Raw genomic sequence first — 19,605 nt, forward strand, 5'->3', positions numbered from 1 at the left:
GGAGGACTCGTGACCGATCTGATCAGCCCGGAGCTTGCCGCTGCCGACCTGAACGAGCAGCCGTACGCGTACCGCCGGGCCGACCTCGTCGAGCCCGACTGGACCCGGATGCCCGGTTTCAAAGACGTCACCGCCGAGGAGTGGCGCTCGGTGCAGTGGCAGCGCTCGCACTGCGTGAAGAACGTCAAGCAACTGCGGGACGTGATGGGTGACCTGCTCGAGGAGCGGGTCTACGAGGACCTGACCCGGGACCAGGCCGAGCGCGCGACGATGTCGATGCTGCTGCCCCCGCAGATGCTGAACACCATCGTTCCGAATCCGGACGACTACGCTGGGACCTATACAGAGGCGTTCTACGCCGACCCGGTGCGCCGCTACATGCTGCCGATGTTCACCGACCGCCGCACGGACTGGCCGTCGCACCCGCACGCGACCCGGGACTCGCTGCACGAGCACGAGATGTGGGCCACGGAGGGGTTGACCCACCGCTACCCGACGAAGGTGCTGGCCGAGATCCTGCCGACCTGTCCGCAGTACTGCGGGCACTGCACGCGGATGGACCTGGTCGGGAACTCGACCCCGGTGATCGAGAAGCTGAAGTTCACCATCAAGCCACAGCAGCGGCTGGACGACATGCTCGACTACCTGCGCCGCTCCCCCGGCGTCCGGGACGTCGTGGTGTCGGGTGGCGACGTGGCGAACATGCCCTGGCCCCGGCTCGAGGCGTTCCTGACCAGCCTCCTGGAGATCGAGAACATCCGCGACATCCGGCTGGCCACCAAGGCACTGATGGGGATGCCGCAGCACTGGCTGTCCGACGACGTCCGGGCCGGCGTCGAGCGGGTCGCCCTGCTCGGCCGGCAGCGCGGCGTGATGATCGCGATGCACACGCACGTGAACGCGGCCCAGTCGGTGACTCCCCTGGTGGCTGAAGCGACCAAGGCGATGTTCGACGCCGGTCTGCGCGACGTCCGCAACCAGGGCGTGCTGATGCGCGGCGTCAACGACTCCGTCCCGCAGCTGCTCGACCTGTGCTTCGCCCTGCTCGACGGTGCCACGATCACGCCGTACTACTTCTACATGTGCGACATGATCCCGTTCTCCGAGCACTGGCGGGTGTCGGTGAAGGACGCGCAGCACCTGCAGCACGGCATCCTCGGCTACCTGCCGGGCTTCGCGACCCCGCGCATCGTCTGCGACGTCCCGTACGTCGGCAAGCGCTGGGTGCACCAACTGTCGGAGTACGACGAGGTCCGCGGCATCTCGTACTGGAAGAAGAACTACCGGACCGGGATCGAGCAGCAGGACCCCGAGGCGTTGAACCGCACCTACGAGTACTACGACCCGATCGACACGCTGCCGGTCGAGGGCCAGAACTGGTGGACCCAGCACGCGGGCGACTCGCTCGCCGAGGCCGAGAAGCGGGCGGCCGCCTCGCGCGGCGCCGCCGAGGCCCAGAAGCTGCTCGAAATCAGCTGATCCGCGGAGAAACCGCCGCTCGTTCGGGCGGCGGTTTTCCCGGCGGAGAAGGGCCCGGACGCGCTAGTGTCAGCAGATCGGGGCTGAGGGGGTGGGATCGATGGGTTGGTACAGCGTGCGCTGCATCTTCCAGCTGAACGGGATCCGGGCGGACGACTCGCCGTACGAGGAGCGCATCACGCTGTGGCGCGCCGACGACTTCGACACCGCGATCGAACTCGCGGAGAACGAAGCGCTCGACTACATCGAGGACACCGACTGGGCCTATCTCGGCCTGGCGCAGTGCTTCTACCTCGGTGACGACGTCACCCAGATCCACCAGGGCACGGAGGTCTACTCCCTGATCCGGAGCAGCCCTCTCGCGCCCGAGCAGTACCTCGACACGTTCTTCGACACGGGTACCGAGCACCAGCGCAGTACCGACGACCCGAGCTGAACGTCAGCCGGCGAGGCCACCGGCGAACGGCAACGTGCGCCAGTGCTCGACGGCAGGCTTGAGGTAGTCGACCAACTCCGGCAACTGCGGGGTGAGCGTGAGGGTTGCGACGACCCGCAGCATCCCGACGGCATTGACGAAGTGCAGGACGTCTTCGTCCAGAGGCCGGCTGCCGTTGCGGGCGGCGCCCCGGTTGTAGGCGGCTATGTGCTCCGGGCCGAGGGCGGCCAGGTCCCACTCGACCGGGCCCAGGGTGACCAGCTCGAAGTCGGAGTACAGGTCTCCGGCTACGCCGTTGAAGATGTTCGCGGGCGGAGAGTCGCCGTGGATGGGCTGGAGCTCGATCCCGGGGAACCTTGCCTCGAACGCCTCTTGCGAACGCACCAGCGGGGCGAGGATCTGCCACTCGCGGCGGGCACGGTCGAGGTCGTCGGGGCTGATCAGGTCGGGTTCGCCGTCGAGCTGTGCGAGACCTTCCTCGACGAATGCCGGGTCGGCCGCGGACAGGAACGACAGGTCGCCCGGGTAGCCCCGCAGCGCGGCATGTAGGTCCGCGGTGCTCTCGGAGTTGGCGACGTAGTCGGGTTCCTTGCCTTTGTCCTCTTCGACGTACTGCCAGAACGTGATCGAGAAGCCGTCGCGCTGGACCGGTTCGAGCTTGCTGGGCGGGATCACCGGAATACCCTGATCGGCGAGCCACTGGGCCACGTCGAGTTCAGACCGCTGGCGGCGGGCGAGCGAGGCGAGATCTTCGCTGGGCGGCAGGACCGTGGGCACCCGGGCAACGACCGGTTCGGGCGCCAGGTGCACGACGACGGAGAAGACGTCGTGCAGCACCTTGGCATCGGTTACGGCAAGGCCCAGATCGCGCGCGGCGCCGACCGCCGCATCGACGGCGGCGGAGGTACGGCGGAGTTGTGAGGTCAGCATCTGCGGCCCTTCTGGAGGTTGAGGTGTTCGGCTGGGAAGTGGTCACAGAACGAGCAGCCGTGGGACACGGCGACGACGGCACGGGGGTAGGACGTCGGGCAGGCCGGGACGACCGGCTGCGAACGCGGCCAGTAGCGGGAGACGCGTCGAGCGCGCGGGGAGCTCCTGCGCCAGGTAGCCGATGCGGGTGGAGTTACGCCGTACTGCGCCGGCGTCTGGTCGCAGGTCTCCTGCCAGTACCCGCAGGAGGGTTGTCTTGCCTGCGCCGTTCTCCCCTGTGACCAGCAGGCGCTGGCCCGGGGTGATGGAGAGCAGGCCGTCCAGCTGTAGTCGGTTGCCGACAGCAACGTCTTCGAGCTCTAGTAGCGGGAGTGGAAGGAGCGCTTCGGCGCATGAGACTTTCCCTGGGGAATGTGAAGGGTCTACGGGAGCAGAAACGGCGGCATCGGCCGTGGCCCGGATTCAGAGAAAGTACATGCGAGTGAGCTTAGCAACGCGCTGTGTGCGTGATCCAACGGTTTATGGGCGGTACGGGCGGAAGGTGTTGCGCAGGTCTGTGGTCCACTCGTCCGGGACCTCCCACGGGATGAAGTGGCCGCCCTGCGGGTGCGCGGTGAGGTTGACGTGGTTGTACCAGGACGCGCGGTCGGTCTCCAGGAAGCTCTGGACCCTTAGATCGGTGCTGACGCCCGGTGGGTTCTCGTGGGCGACGAAGGTGATCCCGGTCGGCGCCTCGATCACCGGCTGCCGGTCGTGGGAGGGCGTCCAGGGATAGCGGTTGTTGTTGGCATACGTGCGGATCGACGTCCCGATCGCGTTGTTGACCCAATAGATCATCGCGTGGGTCAGCAGGTCGTCCTTGCTGAACACCGTCTCCAGGTCGCCACCGTTGTCGCTCCAGCTGCGCCACCGCTGCAGGATCCAGGCCAGCATCCCGGCAGGTGAGTCGGACAGCGCGTGCGCGAGCGTGCTGGAGTCCAGCACGTGTACGGCGAGGTGCGTCGCGAAACGCTTGTCCAGTTGGATGATCTGGGCGTGAATCTCCGGCGGAAGTCCGTCCGGGATCGGGCGGCCGCCACTGAAGTCCCAGGCCCGGTCACCGTTGAAGAAGTCGAGCTTCAGGCCGGAGCCGATGTGGATCGCGTACAACTCGTCGGCGTACTTGTGCCCGAGCTGCCCGGTCACCAAGGCGCCGACATCGCAACCAGCAGCGGCGTACTTCGGATAGCCCAGCGTCTCGGTCATCAACTCATGCCACAGATCGGCCACCTTCCAGAAGTTCAGGTCCGGCCGGCCGGTCATCGGCGTGGAGAAACCGAAACCGGGGAACGACGGCACGATCACGTCGAACGCATCGGCCGGATCACCGCCGTACGCCGCGGGGTCGGCGAGCGGGTCGATCACCTTCGCCCAGTGCCAGAACGTCCACGGCCAGCCGTGCGTGAGGATCAGCGGGACCGGATTCGGTCCGACCCCGACCTTGCGCAGGAAGTGCACCGGTACGCCGCCGACCTCGACGCGGTATTGCTCATAGGCGTTGATGGCCTCCTCGGCTTTTCGCCAGTCGTAGTCGGTACGCCAGTACTCGACGAGCTCTTGCAGGTACTCGCGCCGTACGCCGTAGTACCAGTCCTCGTTGCCCGCGTCCTCGGTCCACCGGGTCAGCGCGAGGCGTTGCCGGAGATCCTCGAGTACTGCGTCCGGCACGTGAATCGGTGTGGCATCCAGGGGGAAGTCGCTCATTGCTCTCCTTCTTCTCGATGGAGTTCGACCAACCGGTTGAGGGCGGGCAGCGCGGCCTGGATTGCACTCCGCTCGGCGGGTGTGAGGCGGGCGGAGAGTTCGGTCAGCCGCGCGATCCGCTCGGCCCGCCGTCCCTCGACCACGGCGGCGCCTGCCTCGGTGATGTGCACGAGCACCGCCCGCCCATCAGAGGGATCCGGCCGCCGCTCCACCAACCCGTCCCGTTCCAGCTTGGTGACGATCTGGGTGATGGCCGGCTGGGTGACCTGCTCACTCGCGGTCAACTCGGTCAGCCGCCGCGGCCCGGTCGTCGCCAGCGTGTGCAGCACGGACAACGTGGTGAAACTGAGCCGCTGGACGGCCGGCAACCGGATGTTCATCCGGGTGAAGGCACCCATCACGGCGTTCAGCTCACTGACACTCAACTCACGGCTCACACCCGCAACTATATAAGCAAGTTACATAAATGCCTCATGGATTCAACCTCTGGCAGGCGCTAGAACATAGGTTCCCTTAAGCTCGAATTCTGCGATGGGGTCGTGACCTGGGGGTCTGCGTTGTGGACAGTGTCTGTCACGCGTGGTTGCTGAAATCGCGTGCGGATCAACGAGGCCAGCGCGGGATCTCGACTAGATGCGCTCGACCGGGCCGAGTCGACACGCTCCACGCTGGGGCGTGTGAATTGAAACTCTCGGAAGAATGAGGCGCGAAGCGCCCCGAGAGGAGAACCTCGGCATGACATTCACACCGAAGTCGACCGCGCGCTATGACGGTTTGGCGGACTGGTATGACGAGCACAACGCGGCCGCGGCGGACTCCAACCGTGAGCCCCTGCTGGATCTGCTGGGTCCGGGAGACGGCATGTGCCTGGACCTCGGCTGCGGGACCGGACAGAATCTGCAGACGTTGCGCAGCACCGGACGCACCGTCGTTGGCCTCGAGTACTCCGCTGATCAGCTGCGCCTCGCCCAGCAACGCGCCGCCCCCGGCGAGGCGCTGATCCAGGCCGACGCGGCCGTTCTACCGTTCGCCGATGCAGTCTTCTCCACTGTCGCCGCCCTGTGGCTCTCCACCGACGTCGACGACTTCGCCGCTGTCCTGGCCGAGGCAGCCCGTGTGCTGCGTCCGGGTGGCGTGGTGGTGTTTTATGGAGCCCACCCATGCTTCAACGGGCCACACACTGAAGTCCGCGCCGACGATGGGCGCATCGTCCACCCGACCTACCGCACCGTCGGCTGGCATCCGCCGGCGCCGTGGTGGGGTGAGGGCGGTATTCGTCAGCGGCTCGGGATGCGACACCTGCCGCTTGCCGACCTTCTCAACTCGTTCACTAAGGCAGGTCTGATGATCACCCGGACCGTTGAGCCGCGGAGCGATCCGGTGCCATGGGTCCTAGCGCTGCGCGCCGAGAAGCGATAGCTCGTACTATCAGAGCCTCGTAGTACCCGCTCGGACCTGGCCTAGGTCCGAGCGCCCCCAGCCAAGCCAACAACACCGTGTCAGCTGCGACTGCGGTCTCCACGTGGACCAGCGGTCGGTTATTCGGGTGGTTCTGGTCCTCTGGTGTTGGGTCTGAAGGCGGTAGCCGCGCGGAGGTCGCCGTGAGCTCGGGCGAGCGCGGTTCGGAGCCTGGTGATCTCTTCTGCCTGCTGGTGGATGCGTTGGTGGGCAAGTTCGAGGCGTCGTTGGAGTGAGGCGTCGGAGGCTCGGGTAGTGGCGGTGCTGAGGGTGGTCTTGTCGCTGGCGCGGCGTTGGAGTTGGTCGAGTAGGTCAGGTTGGGTGTAGAGCCAGGAGCGCGAGACGCCGGCGGCGCGGGCAAGGCCTGCAGCGGTGAGGGGTCGCTGGTCGGCGATGAGCTGTTCAAGGGCGCATTCGGCGCGGCGCCGGGCGTCGTCGCTGCGCTGCTGGGCGGCGACGAGCAGGTGTTGTGTGTTGTCAGCTCGCATCGCCGGTCTCCGTGGTGTCGGGTGCCTGGATGGTGTCGATGATGTTTTCGAGGTTGGTGGCGACGCGCTGGTTCATCTCCGCCAGCCTGGTGTTGCCGCGGGCTTCGGCGGTGGCGATGAGTCGTTTCGTGGCGCGCAGTTGGTCGAGGTGCTCGCTGAGGAAGTCGGGGGTGGTGATGAAGACCGGGCAGGTGAGGCAGGCGTTGGCGTGGGGGCAGGTCTGTTGCAGCGGGAGGCCGCAGTAGCCGTTGGGCAGTGCCATGGTGGCGCGGCCGAGGTTCTCTTTCATCCAGGCGGCGTCGCTGAGCGGGGTGCTGGCGTCGAGGATGATCGTTTCGCCTTGAATGTTGATCTTGCGGGCGCGTTCCCAGTGCCGGCGGATGGTGTCGTCTTTGAGGCGCGCGTAGCGGGCCGTCATTTCGGGGGATTCGTGGTCGAGGAGTCGGCGGACGACCTCTTGGGGCACGTCGGCGTTGATCAGGCGGGTGCCGTAGGTGTGACGCAACTGGTGGGCGGTGAACCGGAACGGCCGACCGAGCTCGTCGCGCAGCCCGATCGTGTCTTGCCAGGCGGTGATCGCCCCGAAGGCGCCACCACTGGTGTTGCGGTGTTTGCGGCCGTCTCGTGAGGCCGGCGCGGGCAGGAGGAGGGTGGCCTCTGGCCACCGGGCCAAGGTGGCGTCTTGTTGTTCGCGGATCGCGGTGGCGAGTTCGTCGTCGATCGGGACGAACGCCTCGCGGCGCATCTTGTGGTTGTAGTAGCGCAAGTAGGGCGCCTGCTGGGCATCGCGGACGACGCAGTCCAACTCGATCCGGAGGGCGTCGTTGATGCGCAGCCCGGTGCGGATCAGGAGTTGCAGGATCAGCCGGTGGGGCTGGGCCAGTCGGGCTTGTGCTGCCCGGTCCTCGATCTGGGCCATCACGAACTCCGGCAGCGACCGGGGCGCGGCCTGGGGAAGCCGGGGCCGGTCGCCGGGGAACACATCGGCCGAGCGGGGCAGCTCCGGTGGCCACTCCTGTTGGCGCACTGTCTGCAGGAAGGTCTTGACCGAGCTGAGGTCGTAGCCGCGGCTGGCCGGCCCAAGGCCCTTCTCGACGAGCAGGGTCAGGTAGGACTCGATCGTTGCCCGGCTGAACTGCTCCGGGCCGGCGGCCGGCCCGGCCTGGGCGGTGAACGCGTCGACCAGGCGTTGCAGCGCGGCGCTGTCGCGGTTGATCTGGTGGTAGCTCTTGCCGGTGCTGATCCGCCAGCGGAGGAACCGTTTGATCTGGTGGCGCAGCCACGGCTGCGGGATCGTGTCGAACCGGACCACGCCGTTCGGGCCTGCCGCCAGGCCCATAACCGGCAGGCGCCAGATGTCACGCTCGAACTCTTCCTCGGCCCGCGGCGGGTGCAGGAACTCTTCCAGCGTGGCGATGACCGAGCGCAGCGCTCGACGGATCATCTGGTTAGTGCGGCTAGCGTCTTCGAGCTCGGCCCGCAGGCTGTCCGGCAAAGCGCCCAGCAGCGACGCCGGTTGATGCTCACCAACGGAGGCCACGAGCCGGCGAAGGTAGTACGGATGCAGATGCCGCGTGACTGCCGCGACGGTCAGCTGCACCGACAACGCGATCTCGACGCGCAGCCGCTCCGGCAGGCCGTCGAGACAGATCTGCTCGGGATTGGTCGGTGACCCCGGCTCAGCGAGGAACTCCTCCAGCTGTGGCTCCCCTCGCCGGTGCCAACGATCCAGGTGCGTCAGGCATAGGGTTTTCGAACGTCGATGCCGCAGGCATCCGGTCGCCGCGCAGAGCCGGAACGCCCTTTCGGCCAGTTCGGCGTCGAACGTGATCACCTCACCGGCGAAGCGGGGATCCAGCGCGAGCCGCATCGTGGCCAGCGCGTCGGCGCCGCTGCCGACGACCCTGCTCAGCTGTTGTGCAACCGTCACCGGCGCCATTACCGAGCCGCTCCCGACTCATGAGCTGCAGCAGCCTGCGGCAACCAGCCTGCCGTCCGCAGCGCCCCACGGATGTGCTCGATCTCGAGGTGGGCGTAGGTGTCGATCGTGGTCGACACCGATGCATGCCCGAGGAGTTTCTGGACCACCTCGGACGGGACGTCGCGGCGCAGCAGATCGGTGGCATAGGTGTGCCGGAACAGGTGCGGGGTGAACCTCACGCCGGTGCGATCGCGCAGCCGCGCCACCAGGTCCATCACGTTCCAGTAGCCCAGCGGGGCGCCGACCGGGGTGGCCCACAGGTTGACGAACACGTAGTCGCTGTCCAGCGCGCCGTACTCGTCGAACAGGTAGTCGGCATACAACCGCAGCAGACCGGGATCCACCGGCACGTCCCGAGCGCCGGATTTCGCCCGCGCAGCGTTCACGTTGCGCCGTGGCTGGACCCGCACCAGGCAGCCGGCGGTGTCGATGTCTTCGTGCCGCAGCCCCAGCGCCTCACCGATCCGCATCCCGGTGCCGGCCAGCAACGCGAACAAGAACCGATCCCGCAGATGCTCACACGCATCCAGCACGCTCACGATCTGTTCCGCTGTCAGGACTCGCGGAGTCCGCTTCGGTGCCTTCAGCTTGATCTCCTTGCGCGGCCGCGGCGACTCGCCCAGGTGGGCCAGCAGCGGCCGCCACGAACCCGCCCGGCCACCACCGCGACGCAGCGACCACAAGAACTCACACTTCACGCCGTGGCGCTGATGGAACTCATAGAACGAGCCGACCGCCGCCAGCTTCCGGTTGATCGTTGACGCCGAACAGTGCCCGTCGGCGCGCGGCAACCGGGTGACGTTCCCAGCCCGCTCGGCCGGCGACTGCCGAAGCCACCCCACGAACCGGCCCAGGTCCTCCAGCCGCACCGCATCCCACGCGACATCGATCTGCTGCAGGAAGCTGAACAGGTCCCGCAGGTCGAACGCATACGAGCGCACCGTTGTCGGCGACCGGTCGACCGAACTCAGATGCGCCAGGAACCGATCCACCGGCCCGACCACCGCATAGTCCTCGTCCAGGACCGTCCACGAGACCTCGCCACCTGGCAGATCCACCCGCTGCACAACCAGACCCACAACCGCCTCCAGAGCGTCGACAACACTCCAGATAACGACGATCCGTCACGGCCGCTACGCGCTATGCAGCTGCGTCGGCTACATCAAAGACATCGTTACGAAGGCTTAAGGGAACATATGTTCGATAATGAGGTAAGATCGGTGCATGGCTGGGCGGAGTGAGGCGGGGCCCACCGCGTTGCGGATCATGTTGGGTGCGCATCTGCGGCGGTTGCGGGAGCGCGCCGAGCTGACCCGGGCCGAGGCCGGCTGGGCGATCCGGGCGTCCGAGTCGAAGATCAGCCGGATGGAGCTCGGCCGGGTCGGGTTCAAGCAACGCGACGTCGAAGACCTGCTCACCCTGTACTCCGTGACGCAGACGGGCGAGCGCGGGCGGCTGCTGCAGCTGGCCAAAGATGCGAACAACCGTGGCTGGTGGCATCGCTACAACGATGTCACCCCGGACTGGTTCGACGCCTACCTCGGCCTGGAGGCGGCGGCAGACCTCATCCGCACCTACGAGGTCCAGTTCGTGCCCGGCCTGTTGCAGACGCCGGAGTACACGAGGGCCGTTGCCAGGCTCACCTCCGGCACCGAGCGGTCGGCGGACGAGCTCGACCGGATCGTGGCGTTGCGCAAGACCCGCCAGGCCGTGCTCGACCGCGATCCCCCGCTGCGACTCTGGGCGGTGATCGAGGAGTCGGTGCTCCACCGCCCGATCGGCGGCCCGCAGGTCCTCCGCGACCAGCTGTCCGCGTTGCTCCAAGCGATCCAGCGGCCCAACGTCACCGTGCAGATCATCCCGCTGGGCAGTGCCGGCCACGCGGCGACGGCCGGCGCGTTCAGCGTGCTGCGCTTTCCCCAGGCGGATCTGCCCGACGTCGTCTACCTCGAGCACCTGACCAGCGCGCTCTACCTCGACAAACGCGACGACCTCGACACCTACACCCACGTCCTGGACAGCCTCACCGTCTCCGCTCCCCCGCCCCGGCAGGCCGAGGAGCAGCTCACCGCGATCCTCCGGCAGCTGGACTAGATTCCTGCTGCGACCCTGTCCGTTCGGGATGATCCCGTTCGTCGGTCAGGTGAAGGAGGCGATCTGATGAAGTATCTGCTGATGATCTGTGGCGACGAGTCCGCCGCGGAGCACGCCAACGACGGCTGCGGCGGCTGGTCCGAGGAGATGGAGCAGCGAGGTGTGGTGCGAGGCGGCGCCGGGCTCGCTCCGCCCACCGATGCGACCACCGTGCGCGTGCGGGACGACAACCTGCTGCTGACCGACGGTCCGTTCGCCGAGACCAAGGAGATGATCGGCGGCTTCGTGCTGATCGAGTGCGCCGACCTGGACGAGGCGATCGAGATCGCGGCGAAACACCCGGCTGCCGGGTACGGCACGATCGAGATCCGCCCGGTGATCGACGGCCCACCGCCGGAGGCCCACTGAGGTGGTCCCCGCGGATCCGGTCGAGGAGGCCGTCAGCCAGGCGTTCCGGGAGGAGTGGGGCCAGGTGGTCGCGCTGCTGATCCGGGTCACCGGCGACTGGGATCTGGCCGAGGAGTGCGCCCAGGACGCGTTCGCCACAGCGTTGGAGCGCTGGCCGCGCGACGGCATCCCGAACCGGCCGGGTGCCTGGCTGACCACGACCGCCCGCAACCGCGCCATCGACCGGCTGCGGCGGGAGGCGGTCGGCGCCGCGAAGTTACGAGAGGTGGCTGCGATGGCGGACGACGTAGTACAGGTGTCTCCTGCTGACTCCGACGACGTGCCGGACGAGCGGTTGCGGTTGATGTTCACCTGTTGTCACCCTGCGCTGTCGATCGAGGTGCGGGTCGCGCTCACCCTGCGCACGCTCGCCGGGCTCGGCACCGGAGAGATCGCGCGGGCGTTCCTGGTCTCCGAGCAGACCATGCAGAAACGGATCGCCCGGGCCAAGCAGAAGATCCGGAACGCGGCCATCCCGTACCGCGTGCCGCCGGCGCATCTGCTGCCCGAACGCACCCCCGCCGTACTGGCCGTGCTCTACCTGCTCTTCAACGAGGGCTACACCGCAACGACCGGAGCAGACCTGGTACGCCGAAGCCTCAGCGCCGAGGCGATCCGTCTGACCAGGGTGCTCGCTCACCTGATGCCGGACGAACCCGAGGTGTCCGGCCTGCTCGCGTTGATGCTGCTCCACGACGCACGCAGCGAAACCCGGCAGGACGAAGCGGGCGTCCTGATCCCGCTGGAGGAACAGGACCGGACTCGCTGGAACGCGACGATGATTGCCGAGGGCATCGAGATTCTCGAGGCCGCGCTCCGGCGGCGCGAGCCCGGCGCGTACCAGATCCAGGCCGCCATCGCCGCCTGTCACGCCACCGCATCGGCTGCCGCCGGCACCGATTGGCCGCAGATCGCCGGCCTGTACGACCAACTGGCGCGCTACGTGCCGTCTCCGGTGGTTCGCCTCAACCAAGCGGTCGCGATCGGGATGGCCGAGGGCCCGGCCGCCGGCCTGCTGCTGGTCGACGAACTGGTTGCCTCAGGCACCTTGGCGGAGTACCACTTACTACCGGCCACCCGCGCCGACCTCCTCCGCCGGGCCGGGCGGCATCCCGAAGCCGCCCAGGCTTACCGCGACGCCCTCACGAAGGCGACCACGGAGCCCGAGCGTGCTTTTCTCCGGCGGAGGATCGACGAGGTCAGCTGACGGTCATCACCTTGGACGGTGTCTGCGTCCCCGCGTGGTCGGCGTCGGCGAACCAGACCACCCGGTACGTGTAGGTCCCGCGAACGGTCGGCTTGATGGCGAACCCGAACTTCCCGTTCGTGGTCAGCTTGACCGACGTCACCCCGACCCAGCTCGTGCCGGATTTGCGCTGCAGATATGCGGTCGTGCCGGCGTGGGGTGGGTTGAGGTAGCCGTACAGCAGGGCCGTCGAGCCCAGCGTGATCGAGGCCGGCAGATACCCCGACATGGCCGGCCGGACCTGCACCAACGTTGCCGCGCTGCGCGAACCCAGCAGGTCACCCGAGCCGTTGTAGCCCCACATGTAGTAGGTCGAGACGGCAGGCTTCTGCACCGAGTTCACAATGCCGGTGCTGGACGCCGTCACCGTCGCGACCGCCTGCCACTTCGACGCGGTGACGGCCTTCGCGTACAGAGTCACCGGTACGCCGGACAGGTACGCGCCATTGTCCGCCCGAGTAGCGCGGCTGCTCAGCGTCACCGGGGTGGTGTACATGATCGTGGGCGCGCTGGCCCCGATGGTGGCTCTCGTGCCGGCCAGGTAGGTGTCCGCGGCGGGCCCGACCTTGCCGTAGTAGTCCTTCACCCAGGCGCGGAAGCTGTAGCTGCCCGCATTGACCAGCCCAGTGGCGGTCGCCGCGCTGCCGGTGCCCGCGTAGACCGCAGTACCGAGTGTCGGCGAAGCGGGCGGGGTGGCGCCCGTGTTTCGCCGGACGATGACCTGACCGAGCCTGGTTCCGGTGGGGATGGTCCACTTCAGTGCTGCGGCCCCGGTGGCTCCAGTGGCGTCGAAACCTGTGACGGGTGCGGGTGGTGCCGTCAGATTGAGCGCGTTGCTGTCGATGTTCATCGTCACGCCGCCGTGCGTCTCGGTGATGTCGCCGGCGTGCTGGTGAACGCGTCGATGGTTCGGCCAGTAGGTGTCCGGGACGAAGCGGCTGCTGCCAGGCGTCGAGTTGTAGTGTGCGAACCACAGGTTGTCCGGGCGGACGTAAGCCGGGTTGTTGTACTCGGCCACGAGGTCCGCCGCGCCGGACGAAGCATTGACGTAGGCGCCACCGACGTAGCCCCGCGCGTTGAGTTCCTCAGTCCAGCCACTCAGGTACGACAAGACGGCAGCCTTGCAGGAAGCCGTCGACACGTAGTACTCGATGTCGCTGTAGATCGCGCTTCGCTGGGCGAAGCCGAGGGCCTGCGCCGCGGCCACCGCATTGATGGCCGCGTTGCGTCCCTGCGACCGCGCGGTCGCAGGGACGGCGGACATCAGGCTCTTGTAGGTGGTGCAAGGTGCCTGCATCCCGACGTCGATCAGCAGGAACTGCCACCCCTTGGCGGCGTTCGTGGCAACCCACTCAGGCGTCAGATTGGGCTGCGGGCAGGCGCGAAGAGCACCACTCGTGTAGATACCGACGGCCTTGTACTGCGACGCCGGGTACAGCCAGGCGTCCATCTGAGCCTGTGTGGGCGCCTCACACTTGTCGAAGCCGGGAGCGGCGATAGAGCCGGTCGCGACGATCGACGGCGCGGCCGCGACAGCCTGTGGCGCCACGCGGGTCGACTGCGACTTGGAGGTCACCCGGCCGGTGTCGAGCACCTTGCGGGCCAACTGCTCCGCGCCGGGCGCGTAGTACGCGGTAGCGAGGACGCCGGCGTCCGGGACTGCTATCTGCAGCTCGCCCTCGGAGGACTTGGCAGCCCTGGTCAGCGGCTCGAGCACGAGTCCTTCGCTGCGGCCGATGAGGCGCGCCGGGCAGTCAGCTTGCCCAGTACTGCGGCCCAGGTAGACGGCTGGGCGGTCGAAGCGCACACAGGCGGTCGGGTTCTTGGCCAGGTCCACCACCGGCCAGCTGGCCGGGACGGTCACCTGGTACCCGTGGTACGAGATGGTCTGGTCGGTGGCGCCGTCGGCGGCCGCCCCGCCCAGAAGTCCCCCGATCAGTGCAACAGCAGCGGAAAGCACGACAGGTCTTACTAGCCTCACCAAAGCTCCTCACGAAGACGAACGGCCGTGCAGATGTGACCGCCCGCCCCACATCCCCAGCCCTACCCCAATCAAAGGCGAGTCGCGGGCGGCCTGTCGAATAGCCGCAACGACTCACCTCGATGCCCGGAGCCTATCGGCGCTCAAGCCTCGCGTGATCACCTACCCGTTGCAGCTTCCTGCAACTAGTCCCACTCCCAGTCGATCCCGATCACGCCGGGTGAGGCCGCCGGTACGACGACGTGGACCCGGCCGTCGGGTGTCATCATCAGCTCACGGCGCAGTACGTCGGGCTCACCCGAGTGGTGTCGCCGGAACTCGGTGACGCGGACCGGCAGCGCCTCCCGGTGGAACTGGATCTCCAGCACGTGATGGGTGCCGGCCCACTCGTGGAACCGGAAGTACTGCGTCGACGGGAAGCCGTTGAGGTCGGCGATCTCGTAGTGGACGACCGCGGTGTCACCCACGGCCAGGGTGCGATCGAGCAGCAGTTCGCCGAGCACCGCACCGCCGTCGGGATCGCGAGCGACTCGGCCGGTCCGGCAGCCGGTCAGGCCGCGCGGCACGATCTTGGCCGCATCGGAACCGAGCTCGCCCTGGTGGACGACGATCTGGCGGTCGGCCTCGCGGACCGCGACCATCGTCTGGATCACCCGCTTCGCGGTCAGGCTGTGGTCCGCGCCGATGACGATCTCCTCCACCACCGTGACGCTGCGCAGCCGGCCGTGGGCGTCCCGGCGGACTTCGTCCAGCAGACGCGTGAGGGTCGACGCGTTCGCGACCACGGCGTACGGGCGGGTGGGTGCCTCGACGGCGGGCGGGATGCGGACCGCGAGCCAGCCGGCCGGCAGGTCCAGCAGTTCTTCCAGCGCGGTGACGACGGCGAGAGATCCCGTGCGGGGGTGCCGGCTGCCGTTCTGCCAGGTGCTGAGCGTGGCCACACCGACGTGGAGGCCGCGGTCGGCGAGCCGCGCCTGGATCCGGTTCAGCGCCAGCCCGCGATGCGCGATCGCCGCTCTGAGCGCGTCGGCGAACGGCGCCTCCGGGCCGACGTCGGGCACGTGGGTCCGCGCTTGCGTCATCGTCCGCTCCCTCGCCGAGGCAGGTCGGCGTCAGTGTAAACGTTCACACTCTTGCCGGGCAGCCAATGGACTTCCGCCGTTCACCCGGTGTCTGCCGTTCACAAGGGCCTTTGGGCGGCCGAGCGAGCGCTTGTCCCGGCGTGAGCGAGTCATCACGATGAGTGCCCTCACCGCCCCAGTGAAGGAGGCCCCCATGAGGAGGGTCAGCACACCCCGGACCACATCGTGGCTCGGGGCAACCATCGCAAGCATCGCCCTGTTGCTGCCGCTCGCACCGGCCGCGTCCGCCGCCACCATCGCCACCGCCCCGGCGCCGGCCACCGAGACTGTCCTGGCCAGCCGCTACCTGAACGTCACCGGTCAGGCGCAGCAGAAGTCCAACTGGTGCTGGGCCGCCACCGGCAACAGCATCGCGGCGTACTACGGCTACAACTACTCGCAGAACCAGTTCTGCAACCTGGCCCTCGGCTACAGCATGAACGCCACCTGCCCGAACAACCAGGCGACGCTGGGCAACGACCAGCGCGCGTTCCGGGCGATCGGCATCAGCGCCGGCAACTACATCAACGGCACGCTCAGCTTCAGCGGCCTGGTCACCGAGATCAACGCCAACCGCCCGGTGATGACCCGGATCGGCTGGAAGGCCGGCGGCGGTCACATGATGGACATCCTCGGCTACGACTCCGCCGACTCCACGATCGAGTACTACGACCCGTGGGGCAGCTCTCCCCGGTACAACTACTCGACCTACAACTGGTACCGGAACAACACCCAGTTCACCTGGACGCACTCGCTCTACCGGATCGGAGCCTGAGCCATGAAGCCCCTGAAGCAGCTCGTACTGCGTACGGCGGCCGGCCTGGTCGGCACCTTCCTCGCCTTCGCGGGCGCCGCGACGGTCGCGTCGGCCGCGGCGAGCCCGGGACCAGACCTCGCCGCGGCCCGGTCCGCCGCTCACTCGGCCGAAGCGGCCCAACTGCTGAACAAGGTCGCCCAGCGCACCGCGACCGCCAAGAGCGAGGCCGGCGCGAAGCTCGCCGTCCAGCAGGACACCATCCCGGTGTACGCGCTGAACGCCGACTTCGTCCGCACCAAGTCCGGCGAGGTCGGCACTCTCTGGTACGTCGCCACCCCGGCCGCCAAGGGCAGCACCCAGCTGACCGTCTTCACCGCCCCTGACCAGGCCGGTGCCTGGCGGCCGGTGAATGTTGCCACCGGCAACACCGAGGCGAAGCTGGCCGCGTCGGCGCGGGGCGCCAAGCTGCTCACCGAGCCCCAGCTCGGGGCCTGGTACGCCGTCACCGGCAACACCCTGCGGGCTCTCAACCCGGAGGCCACCGCGGCGATCGGGAGCAGCCCGATCACTCTCAAGGCCTACGGCCAGCTGGTCCACGCCCGCTACGCGGACAAGCAGGGGGACAGTGCTTACAACGAGAACGGCACCGCCGGTGGCTACGACGTGACTGCCAGCACCTCCACCTCAGAAGAAAGCCCCTGGCTGATCCTGGCCGCCGGCGGCACCCTGATCGCCGTCGCCCTCGCCGCCGCCACCCCCCGCCGCCGCCGCGCCTAGCCCCAGCCCGCGCCACTCGCGCCCCCTCAAACCGGCACTTTGTGCACGACCTGAGCAGATCTTCCCGCCCAGGACACTCAGGTCGTGCACAAGGTCGGCGGCTGCGATGCCCGGCGAAGGGCTCGACTCGCTCTTTTCTGTGGCCCGGAATGTTGTGCTGACCCGAGTGCGGCTACGATTGGTGTCAGCACCGACCTCGGCGACGCCTCAGGCGACGCCGATCACCTCGTAACGGCTGCGCTCGCCGACCGGTACCGACCATTGATGGCCGGCAGCCAGCCCCGCCGGAACCGATGTCTCGACCGCTCGCAGCAGCGGTGACCCGAGCCGCCTTGCCGATCGGCCGGCCCGGACCACCTGCGGCGACGTCCGACCGGGCCTGCGAGGGCGTGCGGTGCCGCCGTACCGCCACGGCAAACACGCCGTGGCAGTTTTGAGGAGGAAAGTTTGGCCCGACGAGGCCAGCGCCAGCCCGGCGCCCGGCGTACTGCTGCTCCGAACCGACGCCGTCCCGCGAAGGACGCCGAGGGACTCATCCCGGTGCTCGCCCGCGCGGTCCGCGAGATCGAGGCAGCCGTCGAGCGCTCGAACGTGCAGCCGTCGGTCCGCACCAAGTTCCAGGTCGTCGCGCTGCTGGTCCGCGAGGAGAAGGCCCGGGTCAACGCCGACAGCAAGGCGACCGAGGCCTACCGGACCACCCAGCTGCGCCGCCTCGACGGGCTCGCCACCATCCTCGCCAAGAGCGCCGCGCTCGAGCCGTCCCTGCTCGCGCTGCTCGCCGAGGACGCCGTCGTCTCCGAGAGCGCCGCCGCCCTCAAGCGCGACATGCTGCGCGCCGCCGGTGAGGAGCCGGCCGCCGTCGAGCCCACCGTCCCCGAGCCGACGACGACGGCCGCACCGCCGCCGCGACAGGTCGTGCCGCAGTCGGTCGTCTCGCGGCAGCTCGCCAACCCCTTCCTCGCGCCCGACTTCAGCGCTGCCGCTGCCATCCCCCGGCCCCCGCAGGTGCGCCGCCTGTCCGGCTGGGAACTCATCGGGCCGCTCCTCAAGTCCTTCGAGTACGCCGCCGCTTCGGCGACCAAGTCACTACCCGAGCCGGACTCGCTGCAACTCCCCGGTGGCCGGGAGCTGATGCCGCACCAGGCGCAGCTCGTGGCAGCCGCCGCGGCCGGGCACCGCACCTTCCTGCTCGCCGACGAGCCCGGTCTGGGCAAGACGGCTCAGGCACTACTCGCTGCCCAGGCGACGAACGCGTACCCGCTGCTGGTCGTCGTACCGAACGTCGTCAAGACCAACTGGGCCCGCGAGGCCGGGATCTGGACGCCGAAGCGGGTCGCGACCGTGATCCAGGGTGACGGTGACACGATCGACGGCTTCGCCGACATCGTCATCGTCAACTACGAGGTGCTCGACCGGCACGTCGGCTGGCTCGGCGACCTCGGGCTGCGCGGCATGGTGGTCGACGAGGCGCACTTCATCAAGAACAAGAAGTCGCAGCGCTCGCGCAACGTGCTGCAGCTGTCCGAGCGGATCCAGAACCGGACCCTGCGCCCGCTGCTGATGGCGCTCACCGGTACGCCGCTGATCAACGACATCGAGGACTTCAAGGCGATCTGGCAGTACCTCGGCTGGATCGACGAGAAGGCGCCGCGCGCCGAGCTGATGGCCAAGCTCGACGCGACCGACCTGACCCCGGCCGACCCCGGCTTCTACGCGGCCGCCCGGTCCTGTGTGATCGACATGGGCATCGTGCGCCGCCGCAAGGTCGACGTCGCCACCGACATCCCGGCCCGCCGGATCGCCGACCTGCCGGTCGAGCTCGACGGTGCGGTCGGCCGCTCGATCCGGGCCGCCGAACGCGAACTGGCCGACCGCCTCGTCGCGCGGTACGAGACTGCTTTGGCTACTCGCAGCTCGGGCGTCACGGTCGAGGGCATCGACCACGGCCTGGTCCGCCAGGTGGCCGGCTGGGAACGCAGCGAACAGGCCAAGGCGAAGACCGGCGACAACATCTTCAGCCTGGTCCGCCGGATCGGTCAGGCCAAGGCCGGGCTGGCCGCCGACTACGCCGCGCAGCTCGCGCACAACGTCGGCAAGGTGGTCTTCTTCGCCCGGCACATCGAGGTGATGGACACCGCCGAGGAGCTGTTCACCGAGCGCGGTATCCGGTTCGCCTCGATCCGCGGCGACCAGACCCCGAAGAAGCGCCAGGCGAACATCGATGCGTTCGTCAACGATCCCGAGGTCTCCATCGCGGTCTGCTCACTGCTGACCGCCGGCGTCGGCCTCAACCTGCAGGTCTCCTCGAACGTCGTCCTGGCCGAGCTGTCCTGGACCAACGCCGAGCAGACCCAGGCGATCGACCGGGTGCACCGGATCGGCCAGGAAGAGCCCGTCACGGCCTGGCGCATCATCGCGGCGCAGACCATCGACACCCGCATCGCCGACCTGATCGACACCAAGGCCGGCCTGGCCGCCCGCGCCCTCGACGGCTCCGACGAGGAAGTCACCTCCTCCGCCGACCTCCAACTCGAAGCCCTGGTAACCCTCCTCACCAACGCCCTCGAAGCCTGACCCCTCCCGGGCCCTGACGATTTCGGCGGTCAACCGCCGAAATCGTGGGTTGCCACCCGGTACTCCGGGGTGGCAACCCACCAGCTCGGGGGT

General features: G+C 68.3%; 18 protein-coding genes. 9 read left to right on the plus strand and 9 right to left on the minus strand.

Annotated features, from left to right (window positions below):
• Positions 1-9 precede the first annotated feature (9 nt).
• Together ACQPYM_RS21325 and ACQPYM_RS21330 are read left to right on the plus strand one after the other, a co-directional pair.
• The gene (locus ACQPYM_RS21325; RefSeq protein WP_433002377.1) at positions 10-1,479 is read left to right on the plus strand and encodes a KamA family radical SAM protein; all 1,470 of its coding nucleotides are present in this window, start codon (positions 10-12) and stop codon (positions 1,477-1,479) included.
• 100 nt (positions 1,480-1,579) lie between these two features.
• Complete coding sequence (locus ACQPYM_RS21330) at positions 1,580-1,915, plus strand: DUF4288 domain-containing protein (protein WP_433002380.1); 336 nt, start codon at positions 1,580-1,582, stop codon at positions 1,913-1,915.
• 3 nt (positions 1,916-1,918) lie between these two features.
• On the opposite strand, the gene ACQPYM_RS21335 is transcribed toward ACQPYM_RS21330, so the two are convergent.
• The 4 genes from ACQPYM_RS21335 to ACQPYM_RS21350 are packed head-to-tail and all read right to left on the minus strand — an operon-like array spanning position 1,919 to position 5,025.
• Complete coding sequence (locus ACQPYM_RS21335; RefSeq protein ID WP_433002383.1) at positions 1,919-2,845, minus strand: phosphotransferase; 927 nt, start codon at positions 2,843-2,845, stop codon at positions 1,919-1,921.
• A gap of 42 nt (positions 2,846-2,887) precedes the next feature.
• Complete coding sequence (locus tag ACQPYM_RS21340) at positions 2,888-3,307, minus strand: ATP-binding cassette domain-containing protein (RefSeq protein WP_433023351.1); 420 nt, start codon at positions 3,305-3,307, stop codon at positions 2,888-2,890.
• Positions 3,308-3,364: 57 nt separating this feature from the next.
• Positions 3,365-4,588 (minus strand): epoxide hydrolase family protein, encoded by a 1,224-nt coding sequence (locus ACQPYM_RS21345; protein ID WP_433002386.1) that lies wholly within the window; start codon positions 4,586-4,588, stop codon positions 3,365-3,367.
• A complete protein-coding gene (locus ACQPYM_RS21350; RefSeq protein ID WP_433002389.1) occupies positions 4,585-5,025 on the minus strand; it encodes a MarR family transcriptional regulator in 441 nt (146 codons plus the stop codon). The genes ACQPYM_RS21345 and ACQPYM_RS21350 overlap by 4 nt, the downstream gene beginning before the upstream one ends.
• 298 nt (positions 5,026-5,323) lie before the next feature.
• Here ACQPYM_RS21350 and ACQPYM_RS21355 point away from each other — a divergent pair, with 298 nt between their 5' ends.
• Positions 5,324-6,007 carry a methyltransferase domain-containing protein gene (locus ACQPYM_RS21355; protein WP_433002391.1) on the plus strand — a complete coding sequence of 228 codons (684 nt, stop codon included), beginning with the start codon at positions 5,324-5,326 and terminating at the stop codon, positions 6,005-6,007.
• Between the two features lie 119 nt (positions 6,008-6,126).
• Here the strand turns inward: ACQPYM_RS21355 and ACQPYM_RS21360 are convergent, their stop codons facing one another.
• Genes ACQPYM_RS21360 through ACQPYM_RS21370 form a run of 3 tightly spaced genes read right to left on the minus strand, consistent with a single transcriptional unit; the run spans position 6,127 to position 9,594 of the window.
• Positions 6,127-6,534, minus strand: coding sequence for a DUF6262 family protein (locus ACQPYM_RS21360; protein WP_433002394.1), 408 nt, complete (start codon positions 6,532-6,534; stop codon positions 6,127-6,129).
• Complete coding sequence (locus ACQPYM_RS21365; RefSeq protein WP_433002397.1) at positions 6,524-8,464, minus strand: tyrosine-type recombinase/integrase; 1,941 nt, start codon at positions 8,462-8,464, stop codon at positions 6,524-6,526. Before ACQPYM_RS21365 ends, ACQPYM_RS21360 begins: the two co-directional genes overlap by 11 nt.
• 8 nt (positions 8,465-8,472) lie before the next feature.
• Positions 8,473-9,594: a tyrosine-type recombinase/integrase gene (locus ACQPYM_RS21370; protein WP_433002400.1), complete on the minus strand. Its 1,122-nt coding sequence runs from the start codon at positions 9,592-9,594 to the stop codon at positions 8,473-8,475.
• A 145-nt stretch (positions 9,595-9,739) separates the two neighbouring features.
• Here ACQPYM_RS21370 and ACQPYM_RS21375 point away from each other — a divergent pair, with 145 nt between their 5' ends.
• The 3 genes from ACQPYM_RS21375 to ACQPYM_RS21385 all read left to right on the plus strand — a co-directional run bounded on the left by ACQPYM_RS21375 (position 9,740) and on the right by ACQPYM_RS21385 (position 12,263).
• A complete protein-coding gene (locus ACQPYM_RS21375) occupies positions 9,740-10,609 on the plus strand; it encodes a helix-turn-helix domain-containing protein (RefSeq protein ID WP_433002403.1) in 870 nt (289 codons plus the stop codon).
• A gap of 66 nt (positions 10,610-10,675) precedes the next feature.
• Entirely contained in the window at positions 10,676-11,017 is a 342-nt protein-coding gene (locus tag ACQPYM_RS21380) for a YciI family protein (RefSeq protein ID WP_433002406.1), read from the plus strand.
• 1 nt (position 11,018) lies between these two features.
• Positions 11,019-12,263, plus strand: coding sequence for an RNA polymerase sigma factor (locus ACQPYM_RS21385; RefSeq protein ID WP_433002409.1), 1,245 nt, complete (start codon positions 11,019-11,021; stop codon positions 12,261-12,263).
• On the opposite strand, the gene ACQPYM_RS21390 is transcribed toward ACQPYM_RS21385, so the two are convergent.
• Complete coding sequence (locus ACQPYM_RS21390; protein WP_433002412.1) at positions 12,256-14,283, minus strand: glycoside hydrolase domain-containing protein; 2,028 nt, start codon at positions 14,281-14,283, stop codon at positions 12,256-12,258. The two genes, ACQPYM_RS21385 and ACQPYM_RS21390, sit on opposite strands and share 8 nt — an antisense overlap.
• A 185-nt stretch (positions 14,284-14,468) precedes the next feature.
• Positions 14,469-15,365, minus strand: a complete 897-nt coding sequence (locus ACQPYM_RS21395) for a helix-turn-helix domain-containing protein (RefSeq protein WP_433002415.1) — start codon at positions 15,363-15,365, stop codon at positions 14,469-14,471.
• Positions 15,366-15,558: 193 nt separating this feature from the next.
• On the opposite strand from ACQPYM_RS21395, the gene ACQPYM_RS21400 reads away from it, so the two are divergent.
• The 3 genes from ACQPYM_RS21400 (at position 15,559) to ACQPYM_RS21410 (ending at position 19,512) form a co-directional block, all read left to right on the plus strand.
• Positions 15,559-16,179 (plus strand): papain-like cysteine protease family protein, encoded by a 621-nt coding sequence (locus ACQPYM_RS21400; RefSeq protein WP_433002418.1) that lies wholly within the window; start codon positions 15,559-15,561, stop codon positions 16,177-16,179.
• A gap of 3 nt (positions 16,180-16,182) precedes the next feature.
• Positions 16,183-16,938, plus strand: a complete 756-nt coding sequence (locus ACQPYM_RS21405) for a hypothetical protein (RefSeq protein ID WP_433002421.1) — start codon at positions 16,183-16,185, stop codon at positions 16,936-16,938.
• A 447-nt stretch (positions 16,939-17,385) separates the two neighbouring features.
• On the plus strand, positions 17,386-19,512 hold the full coding sequence (locus ACQPYM_RS21410; protein WP_433002424.1) for a DEAD/DEAH box helicase: 2,127 nt from the start codon (positions 17,386-17,388) through the stop codon (positions 19,510-19,512).
• The last annotated feature ends 93 nt before the right edge of the window (positions 19,513-19,605 follow it).

It is taken from the genome of Kribbella sp. CA-294648 (assembly GCF_050943845.1).
Classification (GTDB): Bacteria; Actinomycetota; Actinomycetes; order Propionibacteriales; family Kribbellaceae; genus Kribbella.

What these genes read in the sequence shown, in the direction of transcription:
- ACQPYM_RS21330 (WP_433002380.1), top strand. Translation starts at nt 1,580, where the DNA reads ATGGGTTGGTACAGCGTGCGCTGCATCTTCCAGCTGAACGGGATCCGG.
- ACQPYM_RS21335 (WP_433002383.1), bottom strand. Translation starts at nt 2,845, where the DNA reads ATGCTGACCTCACAACTCCGCCGTACCTCCGCCGCCGTCGATGCGGCG.
- ACQPYM_RS21345 (WP_433002386.1), bottom strand. Translation starts at nt 4,588, where the DNA reads ATGAGCGACTTCCCCCTGGATGCCACACCGATTCACGTGCCGGACGCA.
- ACQPYM_RS21355 (WP_433002391.1), top strand. Translation starts at nt 5,324, where the DNA reads ATGACATTCACACCGAAGTCGACCGCGCGCTATGACGGTTTGGCGGAC.
- ACQPYM_RS21360 (WP_433002394.1), bottom strand. Translation starts at nt 6,534, where the DNA reads ATGCGAGCTGACAACACACAACACCTGCTCGTCGCCGCCCAGCAGCGC.
- ACQPYM_RS21375 (WP_433002403.1), top strand. Translation starts at nt 9,740, where the DNA reads ATGGCTGGGCGGAGTGAGGCGGGGCCCACCGCGTTGCGGATCATGTTG.
- ACQPYM_RS21380 (WP_433002406.1), top strand. Translation starts at nt 10,676, where the DNA reads ATGAAGTATCTGCTGATGATCTGTGGCGACGAGTCCGCCGCGGAGCAC.
- ACQPYM_RS21395 (WP_433002415.1), bottom strand. Translation starts at nt 15,365, where the DNA reads ATGACGCAAGCGCGGACCCACGTGCCCGACGTCGGCCCGGAGGCGCCG.
- ACQPYM_RS21400 (WP_433002418.1), top strand. Translation starts at nt 15,559, where the DNA reads ATGAGGAGGGTCAGCACACCCCGGACCACATCGTGGCTCGGGGCAACC.
- ACQPYM_RS21405 (WP_433002421.1), top strand. Translation starts at nt 16,183, where the DNA reads ATGAAGCCCCTGAAGCAGCTCGTACTGCGTACGGCGGCCGGCCTGGTC.